We start from the raw sequence: 20,210 nt of genomic DNA, 5'->3' as shown, positions 1-20,210 counted from the left end.
CTTATTGGTTAATATGATCTGGGTTGATTACACAATTCTTGGTATTGTCGGACTTTCGACATTATTTGGGTTAATTCGCGGCTTTGTAAAAGAAGCGATGTCACTAGCCGTTTGGATTGGCGCATTCTTCATCTCCAGTTTGTTTTATCAATATCTAGCAACCTTCCTGACTCCCATTTCAGAACCCCTTTTAAGAAATGCAGCCGCAATAGCCATATTATTTTTTGCGACCTTACTGTTAGGTGGGTTTGTTAACTATATTTTAGGTGAGATTGTGCAACGCACAGGCTTAACCGGTACCGATCGGATCTTTGGTCTTGTATTTGGTGCGTTACGAGGCGTGTTGGTCGTTAGCGCCTTATTGTTTTTTCTCGATGCGTTCACCAATGCGCCAAGTACGCAGTGGTGGCCAGCGTCTACTTTGATCCCTGAATTTGGTTTTGTTATCGAGTGGTTTTTCTCCTATTTAGAAAATAACTCTAGCTTCATAAATTCAGTAAACCGTTAATCGGCGAGGAAATTTTAATGTGTGGTATCGTTGGGATAGTCGGTAAATCACCTGTAAATCAGGCGATTTATGATGGCTTAACTGTTTTGCAGCACCGTGGCCAAGATGCGGCTGGTATTATTACCATTGACAACAATACATTTAGTTTGCGTAAGGCAAATGGCTTAGTAAAAGACGTGTTCCATACGCGTCACATGAAGCGACTTCAAGGCAGTATCGGGATAGGTCATGTACGTTACCCAACTGCAGGCTCGTCTAGTTCAGCTGAAGCACAGCCTTTTTATGTTAACTCTCCGTTTGGAATTGCACTGGCGCATAACGGCAATTTGACCAATGCTGAAGCGTTAAAAGAAAGCTTGTTTACTCAGGCTCGTCGCCACGTTAATACGACTTCTGACTCAGAGATATTACTGAATATCTTGGCCTATGAGCTTGGTAAGTCAGAAAAAATGAAGCTTGAGCCAGAAGATATGTTTGCTGCTATCGAGCAAGTAAATCAGCAAGTGACCGGTGGCTACGCCAGTATTGCAATGATCATCGGTCACGGTATTTTGGCATTTAGAGATCCAAATGGTATTCGCCCATTGGTATTCGGAAAGCGTGAAACTGAACAAGGCACTGAATACATGTTTGCTTCAGAAAGCGTTGCGCTTAAGATTGATGGCTATGAGTTTGTGCGTGATGTTGCGCCGGGCGAAGCGATTTATGTGACTGAAGACGGTGAGTTTTACTCGCAATTATGTGCAGCTAAAACTGCGCATGCACCGTGTATTTTTGAATTTGTATATTTTGCTCGTCCAGATTCTGTGATTGATAATATGTCGGTTTACGCAACGCGCGTGAATATGGGCACGAAACTAGGTGAAAAAATTGGCCGAGAGTGGGCCGACAAAGAAATTGACGTTGTTATCCCTATTCCTGAAACTTCGTGCGATATCGCGCTCGAAATCGCTTCAGTGCTTGACTTACCTTACCGCCAAGGCTTTGTGAAAAACCGTTATATTGGTCGTACTTTCATTATGCCAGGTCAAGAACAGCGTAAAAAGTCAGTACGCCGTAAGCTAAATGCAATTGATAGTGAATTCAAAGGCAAGAATGTACTACTTGTAGACGACTCTATTGTGCGCGGTACGACTTCTGCGCAAATCGTTGAGATGGCAAGAGAGGCGGGTGCTAAGAATGTATATTTTGCGTCTGCAGCGCCAGAAGTACGTTTCCCTAACGTATATGGTATTGATATGCCTTCGGCCGCAGAATTGATTGCTCATGGTCGTGAAGTGGAAGACATTAACGACAGCATTGGCTCAGATGGCTTAATCTACCAATCACTACCAGATTTGATTGCCGCCGTACGCGAGGAAAATCCAGAGATCACTCGCTTTGAAACATCAGTGTTTGACGGTTTATATATCACTGGTGATGTTGACCAAAACTACTTGAATCGTGTCGATGCACTGCGCAATGATTCTGCTAAGTCAACACGTGAGAAAGCGATGTCAGCTAGTCTTGAACTACACAATCAAGAAACAGGTGAAGGCGAGTAAGCTGTTTGTTGAAGATAAAAGGAGCGTTAAACGCTCCTTTTTTGCATCTGTAATAGTAAAAGTAAACTAGCTAAAAGTTGGACTAATAATGCCGTTGGTCCACAGTATTGCTGTGGCAGCAAGTATGATAACCAATAGGATCAATCCACAGGTGACGACCGAGCTTGCATAGATAAAGCCACGTTCTTCTGGAATATGCATAAGAATGGGCACGCCGGTGTAAAGCAAATAAACCGAGTAAGCTAAAGCGACCAACCCCACACTAACCACAAACCATAACTCTGGGTAAAAAGCGGAAAACGCAGACATAAACATAGGTGTTGCTGTGTATGCAGAAAGCTCTAACGTTTGTGTAAAGGTTGGCTTTGCACCAAAAGTGACTGCCATCCAATGGGATAAGTAAGAGAGTGCAAAGATGCCTATTATCAATGCGACGTACATTGCAATGCCGATCATCAGTGCACTATCATGCGTGAGATAAACTGCATCACCCGCACCAATTTTCCAGCCTAGATAAACAGAAGAATAATAGCCCATAATGCATGGGATCAAGGCGATAAGTGCAATATGCGAAAGGCTATATTTGATGCTTTCATGGCGATTATCGATAGTTTGCCACTCTTCGAGTGGGTGAGCATACAAGCCCCATAGATGATTCAAAATCATAAGTAACCCCTCATAATAAATGTTGTGTTATTTTTATACTGCTTCAACTTAGTTATGAGAGATGGTCCGATTTTTGTCAAGAATAGGTTAAACTTTCGTCTAATTGAAAATTTCAGAAATATCTAAAATGCTAAATAATCGCCATTATATTAACGACTAATGGTTTTCTAATCCTTGTTACGCTTGATAAGTAAATGTAAATAGCATGCAAGGCGCAACTCTAAGATGGTTCATGTAGTCAACCGAATATGCTGATATAGAGGCTCTCGCAATGAAGAGTAAATACAGCTTCTAAACATCAATATGACCACAGAGATAGCGCACCGCATGGCCCGATATTAAAACGCGATCGTTTTTTATTTCACAGTAAAGTATGCCGCCGCGTTTCGAGGCTTGAAATGCGACCAACTCATTCTTTCCTAAAATGTTGGACCAATAGGGTGCTAACCCAGTATGTATTGAGCCCGTCACCGGGTCTTCGTCGCCGCCATTAGCGGGCCAAAAGTAGCGAGATATAAAATCGTATTCTGGGCTTTTATTGGCTAAAGCCGTGACTACAACATCTAAAGGGCCAAGTTGAGTTAGGTAATCTTTATCTTGTTGAACAGCAAGAACGTCTTTTTGGTTGTTGTAAACAGCGAAATAAGCTTGGTTATTTTTGAGCACTTTGTTTGGTGCGATCGATAGCCCTTTTAGCAATTGTGCAGGTATGCGCTCTAAGGGCTCAGGTTTACGGTTTGGAAAATCCATGGTGATTTGACCATTATCTGATTTGACGATGGTCATGGTGCCAACCGCTTTAGCATAAAGCTTGAGAGCTGCTTTTTGGGGAAATCGTTCAAATAAAACGAATGAAGCGGCAAGTGTCGCATGTCCACAAAAATCAATTTCGGTTAGAGGTGAGAACCAGCGAATTGCATGTCCGTCCTCTGTATTCACTAAAAATGCGGTTTCTGACAAGTTGTTTTCCGAGGCGATTGACTGCATAACATCGTCGGGTAGCCATTGCTGTGTGATGACAACGGCAGCAGAGTTGCCTTTGAAGCGTGTTGTAGTAAAGGCATCTACAATGTCGATTTGTAACTTCATCTGTTCCCTTATGAATTAATTTTGTTCCTATCAACGTTATGAGATTGAAGCATTTTTATACTTGTTTTGTAAAGAATTAGCACAAAGGAAATGGCATGAACTGTGTGTGTGAAAATGCAATATGTACGCATACGACTCGAATTATGAGTGTGGTACAATGCCCAAAATTGAGTACCCGTATTTTGCTTAACTTGCGTAAAAATACATATTAAGAGATTTAAAAGTTGGACGAACTATTAGCCCCTATACATCGCTTTTTACAATGCGAAACACCCGATGCATGGATTAACGAAGCAATCAAAAAAGAAAATTTGGAAGTCGTTTTGTTAGATCATCTTGTGTGCGAGTTAAAAGCGGCACAAAGTGCAATGTACTTAATTCGTAAATACGCAGTCGATAAAGAGAGTGGTGACGCGCTATTGAGCTGGCTACAGCCTTTTGAAGCTTTTACTTACCGAAAAGAGGGTGATTGGCGCGAGTTGATTAAGCACAACCGTTTAACCAAAGCCATGTTGCCAAAATCAGGCACCCCATACGGGCAAGACTTAATTGATAAAATGGTGCTCTTAATAAAAGAGGAGTTACATCACTTTTATCAAGTATTAGAGATCATGGATGAGTACGGTATTGAGTATCGCAATATTACTTCAAGTCGTTATGCCAAAGGCATGCTCACCCATGTGACTAATCATGAGCCTTATACGCTGATTGATAAGCTCATTTGCGGTGCTTATATTGAAGCACGCTCCTGCGAGCGCTTTGCCAAACTAGCCCCGCATGTTGACAAGCGTTTAGGGGATTTTTACGTTTCTCTACTGCGCTCTGAAGCGCGTCACTATCAAGACTATTTGGCGTTGGCAGAAGAGATTGCTGGACATGATATTAGTGAGCGTGTCGCGCATTTTGGTAAAGTCGAGGCCGAGTTGATTTCATCACCAGATGAAGATTTTAAGTTTCACAGTGGCTTGCCCAAAGCCAATTAAAGACAAGTATCAAGGCTGTGTAGGCAATACCAATTTACTACACAGCGCAATCTTTAATGAGCGTTTGCTCACCAAGCTCATTCACTACTAGGTACGAGCCTTGACTATACCAGTCCCCTAATACCGTTCTTGTTAGTGTTTTGTCATTGTATTGGTACTGATGTACATCGGGGCGGTGGGTATGACCGTGGATCATATTGCTCACATGGTATTTTGCAAACATATCAAGTACAGCACTGTCTGCTACATCTAAAATTTCCGCTGCCTGATTCATTTGTTTGGCTTTACTTTTAGCCCGACCATTTTTGGCGATATTGCGACGCACGCTTAAAGGCAAAGATAAAATTAACCTTGGCCACCACCAACCTCGGCTTTTTTTACGAAACTTTTGATAGGTAACATCATCGATACACATTTCATCACCATGTAATAGTACCGTTGGCGTGCCGTATAAATTAATAACATGTTGCTCTGGTAACAAGGTCATATTTGCTTGCTTGGCATAGCGTTTACCGAGTAAGAAGTCTCGATTGCCATGTAAAAAGTAAACATCAATGCCGTTTTTTGACACAGCGCTGAGTTGATCTGCAACTTGCTTGGCAAGTGTGCTTTGCTCATCGTCGCCTATCCACACCTCGAAGAAGTCACCCAAAATGTATAAAGCGTCAACATCAGCGGTCATATGCTGTTCAAGAAAGTTGAAAAATGCCTGTGTGATAGTGGGATGGTCGTCACTTAAGTGTAGGTCAGAGATAAAGTAAGTTTTGCGCATGTAAGTCAATGTGTAGAAAAAAGCGGGCAAAGCCCGCTTGAAGTAAAAATTAAGCTACGGTTACTTTTTCGATGATCACATCTTCAAGTGGCACGTCTTGGTGAAAGCCTGATGAACCTGTAGCAACAGATTTAATTTTGTTTACTACGTCCATGCCTTCAACCACTTCTGCAAATACACAGTAACCCCAGCCTTGCGATGTTTCGCTGCTGAAGTTTAAAAAGTCGTTGTCGTTCACGTTAATGAAGAACTGCGCAGTTGCTGAATGTGGATCAGGTGTACGTGCCATTGCAAGCGTACCTGTTTTATTACTCAGGCCATTGTTCGCTTCGTTTTGGATAGGCGCTTGTACAGACTTTTGTTCCATACCTGATGCAAAGCCACCACCTTGGATCATAAAGCCGTCGATAACACGGTGGAAAATAGTACCATCGTAAAAGCCAGACTTTGCGTAGTTTAAAAAGTTTTCAACTGTTTTTGGGGCGTCTTCAGCGAAAAGCTTAATGCTGATTTCACCAAAATTCGTGTGTAGAACAACCATCTCGGTTTCCTAATGTCTATTTCATAAAAGAGGTATTCTATAGCACAAGCGCCTTCACTGACAATTTTACTCGCGCATTTTATGTAAATTGGACCGATTTGGGTATAGAGCAGGGGCTAGGCAAGTGATATGATGCCCACTCATGTCAAATTTGTTTAGGAATAACACTACATGCTACAGATATACAACACACTTACTCGCGAAAAAGCGCCGTTTAAACCTCTAGTCGAAGGCAAGGTCGACATGTATGTGTGTGGTATAACCATTTATGATTTCTGTCATGTGGGACATGCGCGCACGTACGTATCGTTTGACGTTATGAATCGTTATTTACGTTACCTTGGCTATGATGTCACTTACGTACGTAACATCACAGATGTTGACGATAAAATCATTAAGCGTGCAGCTGAAAACAACGAAGACATTAACGATTTAACCGTTCGTATGACCAAAGCCATGCATGAAGACTTTGAGTCATTGAATATATTACCTGCCGATATCGAACCAACGGTAACTGGTCACATGGGGGAGATCATTGCCATGATCGAAACCTTAATCAAAAAAGGCCATGCGTATGTTGCCCAAAGTGGTGATGTTTTGTTTGACGTATCAACGTTTGAGCAATACGGTAAATTATCGCAACAAGATTTAGAAATGCTACAAGCGGGTGCACGTGTAGAAGTAGCAACCGATAAAGACGATCCTTTAGATTTTGTTCTTTGGAAAAAAGCCAAAGCAGGTGAACCATCATGGACATCTCCTTGGGGTGAAGGCCGACCTGGTTGGCATATCGAGTGTAGCGCGATGAGTTCTAAGCATTTAGGCGAGTTTTTTGATATTCACGGTGGCGGATCTGACCTACAATTCCCGCACCATGAAAACGAAATAGCTCAATCGTGCTGCGCAAACAACGGTAAATACGTAAATACTTGGATCCATACCGGCATGGTTCAAGTAAACAAAGAGAAGATGTCTAAGTCTTTAGGTAACTTCTTTACGGTACGCGAAGTGCTGAAACAGTATGACCGTGAAACAGTACGCTACTTTTTGATCAATGGGCACTATCGTAGTCAACTAAATTACTCTCAAGAGAACTTAGAGCAAGCGCGTTCATCACTAGAGCGTATTTATACTGCTCTTCGCAATGTTGAGCCTGTGGCTGTGTGTTTGGAAAACAACGAATATGTTAAGCGTTTTGAAACGGCAATGAACGATGATTTCAATACGCCTGAAGCGCTGCCGGTTATTTTTGAGCTTGCTAAAGAAGTGAACTTATTAAAAGGCAAAGACGATAAAGCTGCGGCTGAGCATGCATATGTGTTGATTACATTAGCTAGCGTGCTGGGGATTGCTCAGCAGCAACCAGAGCAATTTTTGCAAGGTGAGCAAGATAATGATGAAGTGGCTAAAATTGAGGCTTTGATTGTGCAACGTAACGAAGCTCGTGCAAACAAAGACTGGGCTGCAGCGGATGCCGCACGCGATGCGTTGAATGCCATGGGCGTGGTACTTGAAGATAGTGCAGGTAAGACAACTTGGCGAAAAGCTTAAATATTTGCTAATTAGTTTTGCAAACGCCACACTCAATGAGTGTGGCGTTTTTGTTTTTGAGGACAAAATGAATGGACATGAGTTGGCTAGATAAAGAGCTGATAAAAGTAGGTGACTTTTCTTTGTTAGTTGCAGAGTTACTGTCATTTTTTATGGTACTGGTTGGTACTTTTATACTCTCACGAGTGCTACGGACGGCCTTTAACCGCCTTGCTATGCGCCAAGGTGTCATTGCGCACACGTCAGCCTATGTTATCGGGCGTTTTATTCATTATATTGTTTTGTTTGTTGGCTTTCTTATTGCGCTTACTTCTTTGGGCATGGAAATGACCGAGCTTGCCTTGATAGCCAGTGCGCTTGGTGTGGGTATTGGTTTGGGCTTGCAAGGCATGGTCAACAACTTTGTATCTGGCCTAGTGCTCCTGCTTGAAAAAACAGTGAAGGTGGGCGATTTTGTCGAGTTGTCAAATGATGTTGTGGGCGAAGTGATCGCCATTTATATGCGAGCAACCTTAATAAGAACAAATGACAATGTGGATATTCTGATCCCCAATGCAGAGCTCGTATCGGGTCTGGTTACCAACTGGACGCTAACAGAAAGAGTCAGGCGTTTTCGCATTTCATTTTCAGTTGCTTACGGCAGTGATAAAGAATTGGTTAAAAAAGCGGTACTGGAAGCGGCTGACAATGTACCTTATACACTGAGTAGCAAAGGGCGTGAACCAACTGTGTGGATGACAGGCTTTGGCGACAGCAGTCTGAACTTTACTCTTGGTGTTTGGGTACAGGCAGAGCAAGTTAAAAGGCCAACCGCTCTGGTATCTGATTATTTGTGGGCGATTGATGATGCGTTGAGAAAGTACCATATCGAGATCCCTTTTCCACAACGGGATATTCATATTCGTACCCCAGCCAAGCAAGTTGATTGTGTCAATTAATAAAATAATTAATAAGCTTGAAAGGTATTGTCGTAACTATACTGTAGATTAATCGATCTTCGTGATAAAGCTGACTTAAAGCTTAATATGATAATAATCAGTTGACTATACACTGGTATGGATCTGCTTGGTATAGCTGCGTTGCGACGGTGTTAAAATTTAATTTTGCATAAATTGAAATTAGAATTATAGTTAATATAGTGTAATTCAATGGAAGGTCTGCCACTTTGGTAAATTGATAAGTGTCGCCCGTACACATTGTTAATGTGCAGCACCATTGGCCATTTGAGCTTTATTCCCAACTATTAGGCACCGTAAAGGTGCCTTTTTATTGGACAAAATCGGCTTATCCGAAGTTGAAGTTATTTGTTAGTGAAAGTGACCACACGCTGTGGGAATGGAATTTCTATATCAGCTGCTTTTATGGCACTGTAAACTAACTTGTTGATTGCGAGCTTCGTTTCAATAATTTGCGTAGTAGGTACCCAATATCGATAGCTAATAACCACAGCACTGTCAGCGAACTGTTCGATACCAACTTGCGGCAGCGGGCTTTTGGCAACACGCTCATGGTTAATAATCACATTCATCACTTCATTGATTGCTGTGTCGCTGCAGGCATTATAAGCTATGCCAATTTCGCCTTTTACCAATGAATACTCAAAAGAGTTGTGCAGGATCTCACCAATGATGTGCTTGTTCGGTATAGTGATCTCTACTTTTTCCTCGTTGACGAGGATCGTGTGTCCAAGCTCTATCATTTTTACTTGGCCGCTAACGCCTTTTACTTGAATGGTGTCGCCAACGATAAATGGTCGGGTGGCAATAATAGCAAGTCCGGAACCATAATTAGATAACATGCCCTGTAAGGCTAAACCAGCTCCCAAAGAGGCGGCACCTATCGCAGCTACAAAGGGGGTAACGCTAATGCCAACTTTGCCAAGCGCAATGATCACGAACATGACAATGAGAAGTACTTTGACTAAGTTACTAACAAAGTTGGTTAATGTAACGTCGATGTCGTGTCGTAACATTAATGCTTCGACCATCTTCGAGAGTTTATTAGCTGCCCATAAGCCAAGAAGCAAGATTAAAATGGCGCCGACAACTTGCATGCTATAGGTCACCAAGTATTCTCTGATTAAATTGAAGTAATGTTCAAATTGTTTGATTTCTTGTTCGATCACGAATGTCTTCCTTAGCGAAAAGTGTCAAGCCAAGTATAAAGTATTGGCACCCACAGTGCAGTTGTAATTGTGCTAATGGTCATTGCTGCTGAGGCAAATGCACCTGCACTTGGGTGATGTTCCAGTGCACTGGCTGTACCGATGGCATGACAAGATACACCAAGCGCAATTCCTTTGGCTTGGGGTGAATGCACTTTGCAAGCATTTAAGAGCGTGATGCCAAACATACCACCAAACACGCCAACCAAAATGACCATAATGGCTGCAAGCGCGCTCATGCCACCCAAACTATGACTGATCAAAATTGTGATCGGCGTTGTAACCGATAGAGCCGCGAGCGATGCGCTGACTGGTGCATTGAGTGAAAACAGCCAGCTCAGTAAAAATGCGATTATGGTCGCACTGCTGACGCCAATGAAACTGCACAAAACAATGAGTAAACTGTAACGCTTGATCGCATGGAACTGCACGTACAAGGGATAGGCAAGGGCAACAACGGCGATTTCAAGCATAAAATGAATGGGTTGTATGGTGACGAAAAACGCAGAATAGCCGATGCTTAGTGTCGATAGTAACGTTGCAATACTGACAATCGAAATCAGCAGGGGATTAAAAATAGGCAAAGGCCATGTTTTATATATGTGTCGGCTAAGCGTAAATATGCCTATCACACAAAGGCAACCAAGTAACATGTCAGTCATGGAATTGTCCTTTGTTGGCTAGTAACCCGACCAAAATTAAACCAATGGTTGGTACAATGATAAGAGCACTCAAAAGAGCAGGCCAGAACTGCGTGAGCAATGAACCATACTGAATAACGCCTACCCCTGCAGGTATAAAAAAAAGTGCCATATATTTTAAAATGGGCTTGCATGCCGGTGCGAGCCAATGTGGTTTGATAATGTTCGCAAAAAGCAGAATGAGCACCATGAACATAGCGAGCAATGGCGCAGGTAGAGATATATGAAACACCAAGACGATAAACTTTGCACTTAGCAAACAAGCGTATAGAAGCCCCAATGACATAACAAATTGTATCGTGTTTTTAAGAGGCATCAGTATTGTTCTTATGTGTTATCCATATCAGGACATTATTTGGAACGAGATCAATTGGCAATAGGACTGATTTACCACCTTGCCCTTGGTTTATAGGTTTTTTGCTCTTCACTGGTTGCATTGTGCATTGCAACACGTGTGTTTTTATTTAATAGCAGCTTTATTTGTGACCAAGTTTCCTTGGCGAGTGTTGAGCGTAAGTTAGTTCCATATGCGGCTTGGTTAACACGTTTAATTGCAGCTAACGCATCGGGTGAGCGTTGCGAAAGCGTTTTCAATAGGTGTTCACAATCGTCTTTTAGGTTATCACTGATATTACTGACCAAGCCTATTTTTTCTGCATGTTCAGCAGTGATGGGCTGCGCAGTAATGCTTAAAGCCATTGTCTGATCATAACTTATTAAATTCGGCAGTAATGGTCCTGAACCCATATCCGGGCATAATCCCCAACGGCTTTCCATTATAGCGAGTTTTGCTTGCGAGTGAGCGATACGGTAATCCGCACCGAGCGCGATATGCATGCCTCCACCAAAGCAATTTCCTTCGATTAGCGCAATAACGGGAATAGGCATTTGTCGCCAAGCTAAGCATACGCGTTGTGCGACATTGGCATTACCTGGTAGCCATTTGAAAAGCAATCTAAAGATAGCTGAAGGTCTTTTCATCACAGACTTTACATCAAGGCCTGAACAAAAATTACCGCCAGCGCCTTGTAGCACCACTGCACGCAGTGTTTTATCTTTTTTGAGTGTTTTTATTGTTTTGTCTATCTCAAGAAACATCTCGAATGTCAGGGCGTTTTGTTTTTCTGGCCGATTTAAAGTCACCCAAGCGACATTGTTGTGGTATTCGAGAGATAGCATTTTAGTTCCTTGTTATTTTTATCAAAACGTAGTTTGTAGAGTATATGCTCCAAAAAAATAAATTTCAGCCAAGAATTTTGTCTATTTGGCCGATCAGCATAGCCTTCAATTTCACGATTTTGCTATGATACGGCGAACACATAAATAGTGAGAACCATAATATGTCCGCTCGTCTTTGTAGTGTAGAAGAAGCAGCCCATCAAGCCTATGAAATTTTTCAACAACTTGCACCTGATAATTTGGCTGAGCAAGATATTGAGCAGTTCAATTTACATCATGAAGAATATGGGTTTATTGAAGATGCTGAACCGGATGACAGTTGGCATGAGTTTGTTGCATTGGAAATTGAACCTGAAGCGTTCTTGCAAGTATCTGTGGGAATTGAGTATGAAGATGGTGATGAGGTATTAGCCAAAATTTTGATCAGTAGAGACCTTGATGCACCGTTTTGCCATATTTTGTGGAAACAAGCACAGTCATAATAATTTTTAAAAAGAGTAGAAGGTCGTGCAGTATAGATACTTTTTTTATGCATTATTGCTTGTCTCATTTGCAAGCTATTCGAAAGACCCTTTTGAAGATTTTCATGATTATGGTGAGTTGCCAGATGATGAAATCCATAAACTTCATCAAGGGGAGTTGATTTACGGTGATGTTGAGTTTGGTTTGATTGCCAACAAAGGTAATTCAGATAACACAGCATTTAAGCTAAAGAGCAATATTTATCAAGATTTTACTCAGTGGCGTAACCAGTTTAAAGTCGACGCCCTGTACCGTGAAGATGAAGATAGTGATACAGGCCACAATGAAGTATCTGCATCTCGCTATTATATTTCTGGTCAGAGCAACTACAAAGTTGGTCAAGACAATGAGTCATTTTTTATATATGGCGATTATACCAACGATAAATTTAGTGGTAATGAATACACCACGACCGTAGCGATTGGCTACGGTAATCGTTTATTCGAGGGTAAGAAAAACACGGTAGATTTTGATATTGGTCCTGGTTTGTACTTATCGCGGATCGACAGTGAAATAGACGTAGCAGAAGGGGAGTCAAGGCTAAAGCGGGGTCACTTACTGCGTCTTGCACTTCAGTGGGAACGCACGATTTCTTCTCGAACCCGCTTCAATCAAGACATGAGTATGGAGGTTTCGTTATCCGGCTTGAATGATAGAATGATCAGTGAAACTGCGATTGTGAGTCAAGTACTTGGAGGGGTATCTCTGAAAGTTTCATATACCTACCGTTATAATTCTCAGCCGGAAGATAATAAGCAAAAAGCGGATACAGAGCTTGGCGCGACACTCGTCTACAGTTTTTAATGAGGGTAAACATGTATAAGCATACACAGTTCTCGTGGGTCATCATGGGGATACTTGCATGGATTGCGAGCTTTTTGATATTAGCAACTGTGCTAATAGGGTACAACGTCGTCGTTGTGTTTTTCTCTGGTGTGATTGCTTTGTTGGTAGTGGCATTTTATGGACTGACCATCAAAGTAGACGCCAATAAGCGCGAATTAAGTTGGTGGTTTGGCCCAGGTGTTGCGAAAAAAACCTTAAATTTTGATGACATTGTTGAAGTGAAAGGTGTGACTAACTCGCTGCGTCACGGTGTTGGTATTCGCATTACGCATGACGGCTGGGTTTATGCTGCATCAGGGTTTTCTGCAATAGAAGTGAGTTTGCCGGATGGCACAAAATACCGCTTAGGCACAAATGATCAAAGTAATTTACTTAAAGCACTGGATGAAAAAGTAACAAGCGCCGAATAGGCGCTTGTTTGCTGCGTGATTAGTGGTGGTGGCCACAACCGCCTTCACCATGCACGTGGCCGTGTGCTAACTCTTCTTCCGTTGCATCACGCACAGCCAAAATTTCTACATCAAAATTTAGGGTAATGCCAGATAGCGGATGATTACCATCAACGATCACTTCTTCGTCTTGGATATCGATGATCATCACCATTTGGTCACCATCATCTGTCGTTGCACGAAATTGCATGCCCACTTCAATTTCCATACCTTCAAACATTGATTTAGGTACTGCTTGCATTAACTCATCGTGACGTTCACCATAGCCTTGTTCTGGTTCTACAGTGACACTTAATTTGTCGCCCGCTTGCTTGTCAAGCAAAGCGTCTTCAAGGCCTTGGATTAAATAACCTGTGCCTACGATAAACACCAGTGGTTCACCATCAAATGAGTTATCAATGGTGTTGTTGTCATTATCTAAAACAGAGTAATGCATGGTTACCACTTTATTTGGTGCTACTTTCATAATATTTCCCGTTTATTGGTCGTCTAGAGAATAAGGTAGAGGCAAAATTGACAAAGTTACCTCAGGTGAATGCTTGGCACGTAGCATCGAGTCTTGCTCAGTGTCGTTTGGTAATACGGCCAGTGCGCTATATGTTTTGTTCTCGCTGTTAAAGACTTGCTGTACTATCTTGCCAGCGCGGCGCCAGTTTTCTCCTAGCTGCATTTCAAGCTCAGATTCATCAAGTGCATGCTCGCTGTGGCCTTGCACGATGTACATTGCACGTTTGTTTTTACCTAGATAACGCATGCGTGCAACGGTTTCTTGTCCCGTATAACATCCTTTTTTGAAGCTGATCCCATTCAGTGCTTGTAAGTTAACCATTTGCGGCACAAACTCTTCGATGGTTTGTGCATTGAGTTGTGGTTCACCAGCCTTGATACTCGCTTCAATAAAAGTGCTAGGGTCGTCTAAACGCTCAATTCCACTCGGTAATTCAAAATCGTCAGTGATATACAAAACTAGCCTGTTATCATCCAGTTTTAATGCTTTGTTGTTACCAAAATCACAAGCATTGTTGTCTGTAAATTGTAAGCCTAGCAAATCACATACATTGTTCAATTGTGTACTTTGGATGCCGACTAGTTTTGGCGCTTCAATATGTGTTATTTCTACCTTTGCAAACACGCCGTACTTTTTGAGCTCTTTTGTTGATGCGTGTACTTCATCCGCTGAACCCATAAGTAAAAATTGTTGTTGATGCTTAAATACCCGAAACACGCCCCAAAGCTTGCCTTTGGGACTGCAATGGCCGCCCCACATAAAGGTTTGCTCGTTAATCAAGTTCATGTCTTGAGTTAACTGACCGTGTAAATAGCTGAGTTGTTCAGCACCGGAAACGGCAATAAGTTGGTAGGGCAGCGTAACAGCGCTTGCGAGTGGCATATAACGTAATCCTTGCATAAGAATAATGGTGATATGGTATCGCAAATTGGCAAACGCTTAAACGCTCAAATGGCACAAAAGTATCGCATTGAGCAGATTTGTGAGTTTTACGTGAAGGATCGTGAGTCTGTATATAAACTGAGATATAATCGCGTCGTAAGATATAAAATAATCAGTGATAAGGGTAATTAAAATGGCTGAGCTGTATTCTAAATCGCGCACTAAATGGGCATGTCGCCGTGGTATGTTGGAATTAGATGTTTTATTAGGGCCGTTTGTCGATGAAGCTTACGATGCGTTGAGTGAGGAAGATAAATTTGTATTTCAACGCTTATTAGCGGTTGAAGACCCTGACTTATTCGCGTGGTTTATGGGCCACGAGACCTGTCCAGATGCTGAACTAAACGCAATGGTGAAGTTGATCCTTGACCGAGTTCGCGTATAAGTTAACGTTCGAAAATAATCAACAAGACCGCAAACCCTTTGTGGTCTTGTTTGCTTGTTTGGCATTTATACTCTCCATTCTTTTTCCTACCATTAACTCAATTCTATTTAATAGTTGTCTTTGCTTTGCAGCATACCTATTGATCTTAAGGCAGTATCAAAAACTTTGCCCGCTTGCAGGCGAAATATTGCTTAATCATCAGGACAGTTATTTGGAAGTGCATGCTCAAACTGAAATCTGTGGCAAGATTATCAGTGCACATCGCTTTTTGAACGCGTTGTGCATTGGGGTTTATACACATGCTGGTGAACAGAAAAAGCTTATATTTTTGCAATCAGCTTTAACGGCACAGGCTTGGTCACGCTTGTGCCGAATAGCATTGGCTGCGAACGATTAGGGCTGAAGTATGGTTGGTTTTGGCTCGCTTGTTTGCGCCGGGTAATCAATGGTGTAATGCAAACCACGACTTTCCTTTCTTGCCAACGCGCTACGGATGATAAGCTCAGCAACTTGAACCAAATTACGTAGCTCTAGTAAGTTATTGCTCACTCTAAAATGCGCGTAATATTCTTGGATCTCTTGTTGCAGTAATTCTACGCGACGAAGTGCACGCTCTAAACGTTTTGTGGAACGCACAATACCCACGTAATCCCACATAAATAGTCGTAGTTCATGCCAGTTGTGGGTGATCACAACTTCTTCATCTGAGTCGCTTACTTGGCTTTCATCCCATTCAGGCAACTTTGGTGGCGTTGGACTGTGCTTAATTTTTGACAAAATGTTTTTGGCAGCGGCATGTGCAAAAACAATACACTCAAGTAATGAGTTGCTCGCCATACGATTGGCACCGTGCAAACCTGTATACGCCACTTCACCCACTGCATAGAGGTTATCTATATCGGTTTTACCGTTAAAGTCAGTCATAACACCACCACAAGTATAGTGTGCTGCGGGTACTACCGGAATGGCTTCTTTGGTTATGTCTAAACCAACACTCAAGCATTTGGCGTAAATAGTCGGGAAGTGCTCGATAATAAAGTCTTTATCTTTATGCGAAATATCGAGGTAGACGCAGTTGGCACCGAGACGCTTCATTTCGTAGTCGATAGCACGGGCAACGATGTCTCTTGGTGCGAGCTCTTCACGCTCATCAAAATCGGGCATGAATCGTGTGCCATCAGGGCGTTTCAAGTGTGCGCCTTCGCCACGCATCGCCTCGGTGATCAAAAAGTTTTGTAGCTCAGGGTGATATAAGCTGGTCGGGTGAAATTGGTTGAACTCCATATTGGCTACTTTACAGCCTGCACGCCATGCCATTGCAATGCCATCGCCGCTCGATACATCAGGATTAGAAGTATAAAGGTATACTTTACTTGCTCCACCAGTCGCTAATGCAACGAATCTGGCTGAGATAGTTTCGACTTGATTTTTGCCACGGTTGTATACGTAAACGCCATTAATGCGTTTTTGCTCGGCGTTTTTATCGGCGATAAGGTCAATCGCATTGTGCTGCTCAAGCAAAGTGATATTTTTATGTGCTTGCGTTTGATTGACCAAGGTCGTTTGTACCGCTTTGCCAGTCGCATCTGCTGCATGCAAAATACGTCTGTGGCTATGCCCACCTTCACGAGTTAAATGAAAACGCTCTTTGCCTTTACTATCAAACTCCATATCAAACGGAACGCCTTGCTCAATGAGCCATTTTAGACAATTTTTTGCATTGCTCGCTGTGTAATGCACGGCTTCTCGGTCGCATAAGCCAGCGCCCGCTGCTAATGTATCCTCCACATGAGACTCAATACTGTCGTTTTTCTTATCAAACACAGCCGCAATACCACCTTGTGCATATAAAGTGGAGCCTTCTTTTAACGCGCCTTTACTTATGACGGTAACATGGCAGTGATTAGCTAATGACAAGGCGAGACTTAAGCCTGCTGCGCCGCTACCGATGACAACAACATCAGTGTTATGGTGTTTTAATGAGTTCATGTATTTGGATCTTCGCTTTTTCTATGCGCTACATACAGCTAGGTGTAACATTGTTTGCTATTATACACCCAAATTAGATTTACTTGGTGCGCTTTATACGAGCATTCAACGCAATGTGATCTGTGTGTAAAACGTTACTTTTGTCGTTATTTTAAAAAAAATATTAAAAAAACAGAACTTTTTATTCTTGGCTCAGTCAGAGTAGCTGTAAATAATGGCAACGAAGCATTGAGTTATAACTATAACAAAGAGGAGTACCGGCTCGAATGAGCGAGCAGGATTTGGATTTAGAACTGGTTAAGCGGGTACAGCAAGGAGATAAAAACGCCTTCAACCTTTTAGTTGCCAAGTATCAAAATAAAGTAGCCGTGTTGATTTCACGTTATGTGTCCAACCAAGGCGATGTAGCAGATGTTGCGCAAGAAGCATTCATCAAGGCGTATCGAGCGCTCCCTAACTTTCGAGGGGAAAGTGCATTTTACACTTGGTTGTATCGCATCGCGGTAAACTGCTCAAAAAATTATTTGGTGGCTCAAGGGCGCAAACCCCCAGCCAATGATGTAGATGCAGAAGAAGCCGAGTTTTACGATGGCGCAGAGCAATTACGCTCAAATGCATCTCCAGAGAATTTATTGCTAAGTGATGAAGTAAAGTCGGTTATATTCGCAACGATTGACGGTTTACCTGATGACTTAAAAACGGCGATCACCTTGAGAGAAATAGAGGGGATGAGCTATGACGAGATAGCGGTGGTGATGGATTGCCCTGTTGGAACCGTTCGTTCTCGTATTTTTAGAGCGCGAGAAGCAATAGATAATAACTTAAACCCACTTATAGGTGAGTCGTAACATGACAAAAGTGAATCCCACACAGTCTTCAAATGAGGTTACATCGAGAATTATTGATGGAGACTTGCAACTTGACCAATCATCACTAAGTCATTTTGACGCAGAGAAGTTTGCGCGATATGCACAAATTGGTGATGTGATGCGTGAAGGGCATTCAGGTGGTTTTAGTATCGATATTACAGCGAGCGTTGCACAAGCGCTAGAACAAGAGCCGTGTCATAGTGTAGAAAGCGACGCACACGCAACACTTGAAACGACAGGTAATAGTAAAGTCGTAAAACTCAGCAATTGGCGTAAACCGTTTTCACAAATTGCAATTGCAGCGAGTGTGGCTTTGGTGGCAGTGGTCGGTGTTAATACTCTGCCACAAAATAGTAGTCCTTCTGGGGATGAGTTACCGGTATTGCAATCTCGTCCGCTAGCTGGTGGTGTGGCACCCGTGAGCTTCTCAACGGAACAGCCAGCTTTGCAAAACGCAGAACAAGGCATTCGCGACTTACAACAACAGCGCATTGGTGCTTTAGTGTTGGAGCATCAAAGGCAATCTCGTGTCGCCTATGCATTGCAGCAGCAAAATAAAGAAATGTCTGACACATCTGAGGAAAAGAAGTAGTTAAATGAGATTACTTGCCTGTTTTTTAGGTTTATTTTTGGCATCCATCGTACATGCCCAAGAGGTTGTTTCCGCAAAACAATTATTACAAAACATGGCGTCAGCTGTGCATACTCGTAACTTTGATGCCTCGTTTGTAGTATTGAAAGGTAAAGGCATGGAACCATATCGATGGATTCATGCCAAGCATGATGGAAAAGAATTGGAATTGCTCAGTTTGCTCAACGGCGCAGGCTTAGAAATTGTTCGTGTCGATGATTTGGTTACGTATTATGAGCCACAATCAGCACCTTACTCGGTAAAAACAGACTCAATAGCGGGTCCTATCCCCGAGATCTTGTTCAAAGATGTAAGTGCACTGTTGGCGCATTATGACTTTGTGCTGGGCGGTAAAGGCCGTATAGCGGGCAGACCTGCTCAGCTAGTGCGTGTTGAAGCCAAAGATGAGTCTAAGTATAACTATTGGCTATGGATTGATACGCAATCATCATTGTTGTTAAAAGCAGCTTACGTTAACCAGCAAGGTGAGCTATTAGAGCAACTGCAATTAACTCACATTAGTGTTACACCAGAACCTGCAGAACAATTACTAGAGCTTGTAGAGCGTGAATTTCCATCACCATTGCCAACAATCGAATTGAATAGTAATGAAAAGCTGCAAAACAATTGGCAAATTGGTTGGTTGCCTGAAGGCTTTAAGCTGTTAAAATCGGACAGACATAAATTAGATTTGAATAATGAACTGGCCGATTACTATTTGTTTTCAGATGGGTTAGTGGATATTTCCGTATTTGTGCAACGCCCTTTACCGGGGCAGCGTCCAAATGGTGCACTATCTTCTGGCGCGACAACAGTATATGTACATAACTCAGGCGCGTATGATGTTTCTGTCGTTGGTAACATCCCTGCGATGACTGCAAAGAGTATTGCTGAGTCAGTTAAACGTCCTCTATGATAGAACAAACCTTAACCGTAGTGTCTTGCTCTGGCACTACGGCATATCTGCAATCAGAGCAAAAAAAAGCGTGTGAAGGCTGTAACGGTAAATGCGGCTCACAAGTTTTTGCTAAGTTGTTTGGCACGCACAAAAAAACCTTTCCAATCAAAGTTGCACAACCGCTACAAGTTGGCCAAAAGGTCAAACTCAGTCTTGATGATTCAAAAGTGGTGAGCAATGCCTTTTATGTTTACATGTTACCACTGTTCGGCGCATTTTTATTTATGTTCGTTAGTGCACTGGCATTAGAGCTGAGTGAGCCACTGCAAATTATGAGTGCCGCTTTAGGCGGTTTTCTAGGCTACTTAAGTGCAAAATGGCGGGTGCAAGGACTAAAACACGACGTAAAAGTGATAAAAATTTACCCAATTAGCATTAGCGTGACGCAAATAGATGGTGATTGCGATAAATAA

At 42.4% G+C, this 20,210-nt stretch carries 25 protein-coding genes; 14 read left to right on the top strand and 11 right to left on the bottom strand.

Annotated elements, in window-relative coordinates:
* The first annotated feature begins 13 nt into the window (after window positions 1-13).
* Window positions 14-508, top strand: coding sequence for a CvpA family protein (locus ACW689_RS19925; protein WP_476294003.1), 495 nt, complete (start codon window positions 14-16; stop codon window positions 506-508).
* 17 nt (window positions 509-525) lie between these two features.
* Window positions 526-2,052 carry an amidophosphoribosyltransferase gene (gene purF, locus ACW689_RS19920; protein WP_476294001.1) on the top strand — a complete coding sequence of 509 codons (1,527 nt, stop codon included), beginning with the start codon at window positions 526-528 and terminating at the stop codon, window positions 2,050-2,052.
* Window positions 2,053-2,118: 66 nt separating this feature from the next.
* Here the strand turns inward: purF and ACW689_RS19915 are convergent, their stop codons facing one another.
* Window positions 2,119-2,718 carry a Yip1 family protein gene (locus tag ACW689_RS19915; protein ID WP_476294000.1) on the bottom strand — a complete coding sequence of 200 codons (600 nt, stop codon included), beginning with the start codon at window positions 2,716-2,718 and terminating at the stop codon, window positions 2,119-2,121.
* Between the two features lie 291 nt (window positions 2,719-3,009).
* Window positions 3,010-3,807: a PhzF family phenazine biosynthesis protein gene (locus ACW689_RS19910; RefSeq protein WP_476293998.1), complete on the bottom strand. Its 798-nt coding sequence runs from the start codon at window positions 3,805-3,807 to the stop codon at window positions 3,010-3,012.
* Between the two features lie 224 nt (window positions 3,808-4,031).
* Between ACW689_RS19910 and miaE the strand changes: the two genes are divergently transcribed.
* The gene (miaE, locus tag ACW689_RS19905) at window positions 4,032-4,790 is read left to right on the top strand and encodes a tRNA isopentenyl-2-thiomethyl-A-37 hydroxylase MiaE (RefSeq protein ID WP_476293996.1); all 759 of its coding nucleotides are present in this window, start codon (window positions 4,032-4,034) and stop codon (window positions 4,788-4,790) included.
* Window positions 4,791-4,827: 37 nt separating this feature from the next.
* Here miaE and ACW689_RS19900 read toward each other — a convergent pair whose 3' ends face one another.
* Both ACW689_RS19900 and ppiB read right to left on the bottom strand, forming a co-directional pair.
* Window positions 4,828-5,562: a UDP-2,3-diacylglucosamine diphosphatase gene (locus tag ACW689_RS19900; RefSeq protein ID WP_476293995.1), complete on the bottom strand. Its 735-nt coding sequence runs from the start codon at window positions 5,560-5,562 to the stop codon at window positions 4,828-4,830.
* Window positions 5,563-5,611: 49 nt separating this feature from the next.
* A complete protein-coding gene (gene ppiB, locus ACW689_RS19895; RefSeq protein WP_476293994.1) occupies window positions 5,612-6,103 on the bottom strand; it encodes a peptidylprolyl isomerase B in 492 nt (163 codons plus the stop codon).
* Between the two features lie 171 nt (window positions 6,104-6,274).
* Between ppiB and cysS the strand changes: the two genes are divergently transcribed.
* Window positions 6,275-7,654: a cysteine--tRNA ligase gene (cysS, locus tag ACW689_RS19890; RefSeq protein WP_476293993.1), complete on the top strand. Its 1,380-nt coding sequence runs from the start codon at window positions 6,275-6,277 to the stop codon at window positions 7,652-7,654.
* Between the two features lie 71 nt (window positions 7,655-7,725).
* The gene (locus ACW689_RS19885; protein ID WP_476293991.1) at window positions 7,726-8,592 is read left to right on the top strand and encodes a mechanosensitive ion channel family protein; all 867 of its coding nucleotides are present in this window, start codon (window positions 7,726-7,728) and stop codon (window positions 8,590-8,592) included.
* A 362-nt stretch (window positions 8,593-8,954) separates the two neighbouring features.
* Here ACW689_RS19885 and ACW689_RS19880 read toward each other — a convergent pair whose 3' ends face one another.
* The 4 genes from ACW689_RS19880 to ACW689_RS19865 form a co-directional block, all read right to left on the bottom strand.
* Window positions 8,955-9,779 (bottom strand): mechanosensitive ion channel family protein, encoded by an 825-nt coding sequence (locus tag ACW689_RS19880; RefSeq protein WP_476293990.1) that lies wholly within the window; start codon window positions 9,777-9,779, stop codon window positions 8,955-8,957.
* A gap of 11 nt (window positions 9,780-9,790) precedes the next feature.
* The gene (locus ACW689_RS19875) at window positions 9,791-10,480 is read right to left on the bottom strand and encodes an LrgB family protein (protein ID WP_476293989.1); all 690 of its coding nucleotides are present in this window, start codon (window positions 10,478-10,480) and stop codon (window positions 9,791-9,793) included.
* Window positions 10,473-10,805 (bottom strand): CidA/LrgA family protein, encoded by a 333-nt coding sequence (locus ACW689_RS19870; protein WP_476294028.1) that lies wholly within the window; start codon window positions 10,803-10,805, stop codon window positions 10,473-10,475. The genes ACW689_RS19875 and ACW689_RS19870 overlap by 8 nt, the downstream gene beginning before the upstream one ends.
* A gap of 101 nt (window positions 10,806-10,906) precedes the next feature.
* Complete coding sequence (locus tag ACW689_RS19865; RefSeq protein WP_476293988.1) at window positions 10,907-11,698, bottom strand: crotonase/enoyl-CoA hydratase family protein; 792 nt, start codon at window positions 11,696-11,698, stop codon at window positions 10,907-10,909.
* A 161-nt stretch (window positions 11,699-11,859) separates the two neighbouring features.
* On the opposite strand from ACW689_RS19865, the gene ACW689_RS19860 reads away from it, so the two are divergent.
* Genes ACW689_RS19860 through ACW689_RS19850 form a run of 3 tightly spaced genes read left to right on the top strand, consistent with a single transcriptional unit; the run spans window position 11,860 to window position 13,476 of the window.
* Window positions 11,860-12,180, top strand: a complete 321-nt coding sequence (locus ACW689_RS19860) for a DUF440 family protein (protein ID WP_476293987.1) — start codon at window positions 11,860-11,862, stop codon at window positions 12,178-12,180.
* A gap of 25 nt (window positions 12,181-12,205) precedes the next feature.
* A complete protein-coding gene (locus ACW689_RS19855; protein ID WP_476293986.1) occupies window positions 12,206-13,024 on the top strand; it encodes a DUF481 domain-containing protein in 819 nt (272 codons plus the stop codon).
* Window positions 13,025-13,035: 11 nt separating this feature from the next.
* The gene (locus ACW689_RS19850) at window positions 13,036-13,476 is read left to right on the top strand and encodes a hypothetical protein (protein WP_476293985.1); all 441 of its coding nucleotides are present in this window, start codon (window positions 13,036-13,038) and stop codon (window positions 13,474-13,476) included.
* A gap of 19 nt (window positions 13,477-13,495) precedes the next feature.
* On the opposite strand, the gene ACW689_RS19845 is transcribed toward ACW689_RS19850, so the two are convergent.
* Window positions 13,496-13,981 carry an FKBP-type peptidyl-prolyl cis-trans isomerase gene (locus ACW689_RS19845; protein ID WP_476293984.1) on the bottom strand — a complete coding sequence of 162 codons (486 nt, stop codon included), beginning with the start codon at window positions 13,979-13,981 and terminating at the stop codon, window positions 13,496-13,498.
* Window positions 13,982-13,993: 12 nt separating this feature from the next.
* A complete protein-coding gene (gene ygfZ, locus ACW689_RS19840; protein ID WP_476293983.1) occupies window positions 13,994-14,905 on the bottom strand; it encodes a CAF17-like 4Fe-4S cluster assembly/insertion protein YgfZ in 912 nt (303 codons plus the stop codon).
* A gap of 193 nt (window positions 14,906-15,098) precedes the next feature.
* On the opposite strand from ygfZ, the gene ACW689_RS19835 reads away from it, so the two are divergent.
* Window positions 15,099-15,350, top strand: a complete 252-nt coding sequence (locus ACW689_RS19835) for an FAD assembly factor SdhE (protein ID WP_476293981.1) — start codon at window positions 15,099-15,101, stop codon at window positions 15,348-15,350.
* A 187-nt stretch (window positions 15,351-15,537) separates the two neighbouring features.
* Window positions 15,538-15,747, top strand: coding sequence for a hypothetical protein (locus ACW689_RS19830; protein ID WP_476293980.1), 210 nt, complete (start codon window positions 15,538-15,540; stop codon window positions 15,745-15,747).
* Here the strand turns inward: ACW689_RS19830 and nadB are convergent.
* Window positions 15,744-17,339 (bottom strand): L-aspartate oxidase, encoded by a 1,596-nt coding sequence (nadB, locus tag ACW689_RS19825; protein ID WP_476293979.1) that lies wholly within the window; start codon window positions 17,337-17,339, stop codon window positions 15,744-15,746. The genes ACW689_RS19830 and nadB overlap by 4 nt on opposite strands.
* Before the next feature lie 266 nt (window positions 17,340-17,605).
* Between nadB and rpoE the strand changes: the two genes are divergently transcribed.
* The 4 genes from rpoE to ACW689_RS19805 are packed head-to-tail and all read left to right on the top strand — an operon-like array spanning window position 17,606 to window position 20,210.
* Window positions 17,606-18,187 (top strand): RNA polymerase sigma factor RpoE, encoded by a 582-nt coding sequence (gene rpoE / locus ACW689_RS19820; RefSeq protein ID WP_476293977.1) that lies wholly within the window; start codon window positions 17,606-17,608, stop codon window positions 18,185-18,187.
* 1 nt (window position 18,188) lies between these two features.
* Window positions 18,189-18,800 (top strand): sigma-E factor negative regulatory protein, encoded by a 612-nt coding sequence (locus tag ACW689_RS19815; protein WP_476293975.1) that lies wholly within the window; start codon window positions 18,189-18,191, stop codon window positions 18,798-18,800.
* 4 nt (window positions 18,801-18,804) lie between these two features.
* Window positions 18,805-19,755 carry a MucB/RseB C-terminal domain-containing protein gene (locus ACW689_RS19810; RefSeq protein WP_476293973.1) on the top strand — a complete coding sequence of 317 codons (951 nt, stop codon included), beginning with the start codon at window positions 18,805-18,807 and terminating at the stop codon, window positions 19,753-19,755.
* Window positions 19,752-20,210, top strand: coding sequence for a SoxR reducing system RseC family protein (locus ACW689_RS19805; protein ID WP_476293971.1), 459 nt, complete (start codon window positions 19,752-19,754; stop codon window positions 20,208-20,210). Before ACW689_RS19810 ends, ACW689_RS19805 begins: the two co-directional genes overlap by 4 nt.

The sequence above is a fragment of the Pseudoalteromonas sp. ABE4_541 genome (genome assembly GCF_056312285.1).
This window is presented reverse-complemented; position numbering and strand designations above follow the sequence as displayed.

Coding starts and splice junctions, on each gene's coding strand:
- ACW689_RS19925 (WP_476294003.1), top strand. CDS start 14: ATGATCTGGGTTGATTACACAATTCTTGGTATTGTCGGACTTTCGACA.
- purF (WP_476294001.1), top strand. CDS start 526: ATGTGTGGTATCGTTGGGATAGTCGGTAAATCACCTGTAAATCAGGCG.
- ACW689_RS19915 (WP_476294000.1), bottom strand. CDS start 2,718: ATGATTTTGAATCATCTATGGGGCTTGTATGCTCACCCACTCGAAGAG.
- ACW689_RS19910 (WP_476293998.1), bottom strand. CDS start 3,807: ATGAAGTTACAAATCGACATTGTAGATGCCTTTACTACAACACGCTTC.
- ACW689_RS19900 (WP_476293995.1), bottom strand. CDS start 5,562: ATGCGCAAAACTTACTTTATCTCTGACCTACACTTAAGTGACGACCAT.
- ppiB (WP_476293994.1), bottom strand. CDS start 6,103: ATGGTTGTTCTACACACGAATTTTGGTGAAATCAGCATTAAGCTTTTC.
- cysS (WP_476293993.1), top strand. CDS start 6,275: ATGCTACAGATATACAACACACTTACTCGCGAAAAAGCGCCGTTTAAA.
- ACW689_RS19885 (WP_476293991.1), top strand. CDS start 7,726: ATGGACATGAGTTGGCTAGATAAAGAGCTGATAAAAGTAGGTGACTTT.
- ACW689_RS19875 (WP_476293989.1), bottom strand. CDS start 10,480: ATGACTGACATGTTACTTGGTTGCCTTTGTGTGATAGGCATATTTACG.
- ACW689_RS19870 (WP_476294028.1), bottom strand. CDS start 10,805: ATGTCATTGGGGCTTCTATACGCTTGTTTGCTAAGTGCAAAGTTTATC.
- ACW689_RS19865 (WP_476293988.1), bottom strand. CDS start 11,698: ATGCTATCTCTCGAATACCACAACAATGTCGCTTGGGTGACTTTAAAT.
- ACW689_RS19860 (WP_476293987.1), top strand. CDS start 11,860: ATGTCCGCTCGTCTTTGTAGTGTAGAAGAAGCAGCCCATCAAGCCTAT.
- ACW689_RS19850 (WP_476293985.1), top strand. CDS start 13,036: ATGTATAAGCATACACAGTTCTCGTGGGTCATCATGGGGATACTTGCA.
- ACW689_RS19845 (WP_476293984.1), bottom strand. CDS start 13,981: ATGAAAGTAGCACCAAATAAAGTGGTAACCATGCATTACTCTGTTTTA.
- ygfZ (WP_476293983.1), bottom strand. CDS start 14,905: ATGCCACTCGCAAGCGCTGTTACGCTGCCCTACCAACTTATTGCCGTT.
- ACW689_RS19835 (WP_476293981.1), top strand. CDS start 15,099: ATGGCTGAGCTGTATTCTAAATCGCGCACTAAATGGGCATGTCGCCGT.
- nadB (WP_476293979.1), bottom strand. CDS start 17,339: ATGAACTCATTAAAACACCATAACACTGATGTTGTTGTCATCGGTAGC.
- rpoE (WP_476293977.1), top strand. CDS start 17,606: ATGAGCGAGCAGGATTTGGATTTAGAACTGGTTAAGCGGGTACAGCAA.
- ACW689_RS19815 (WP_476293975.1), top strand. CDS start 18,189: ATGACAAAAGTGAATCCCACACAGTCTTCAAATGAGGTTACATCGAGA.
- ACW689_RS19810 (WP_476293973.1), top strand. CDS start 18,805: ATGAGATTACTTGCCTGTTTTTTAGGTTTATTTTTGGCATCCATCGTA.
- ACW689_RS19805 (WP_476293971.1), top strand. CDS start 19,752: ATGATAGAACAAACCTTAACCGTAGTGTCTTGCTCTGGCACTACGGCA.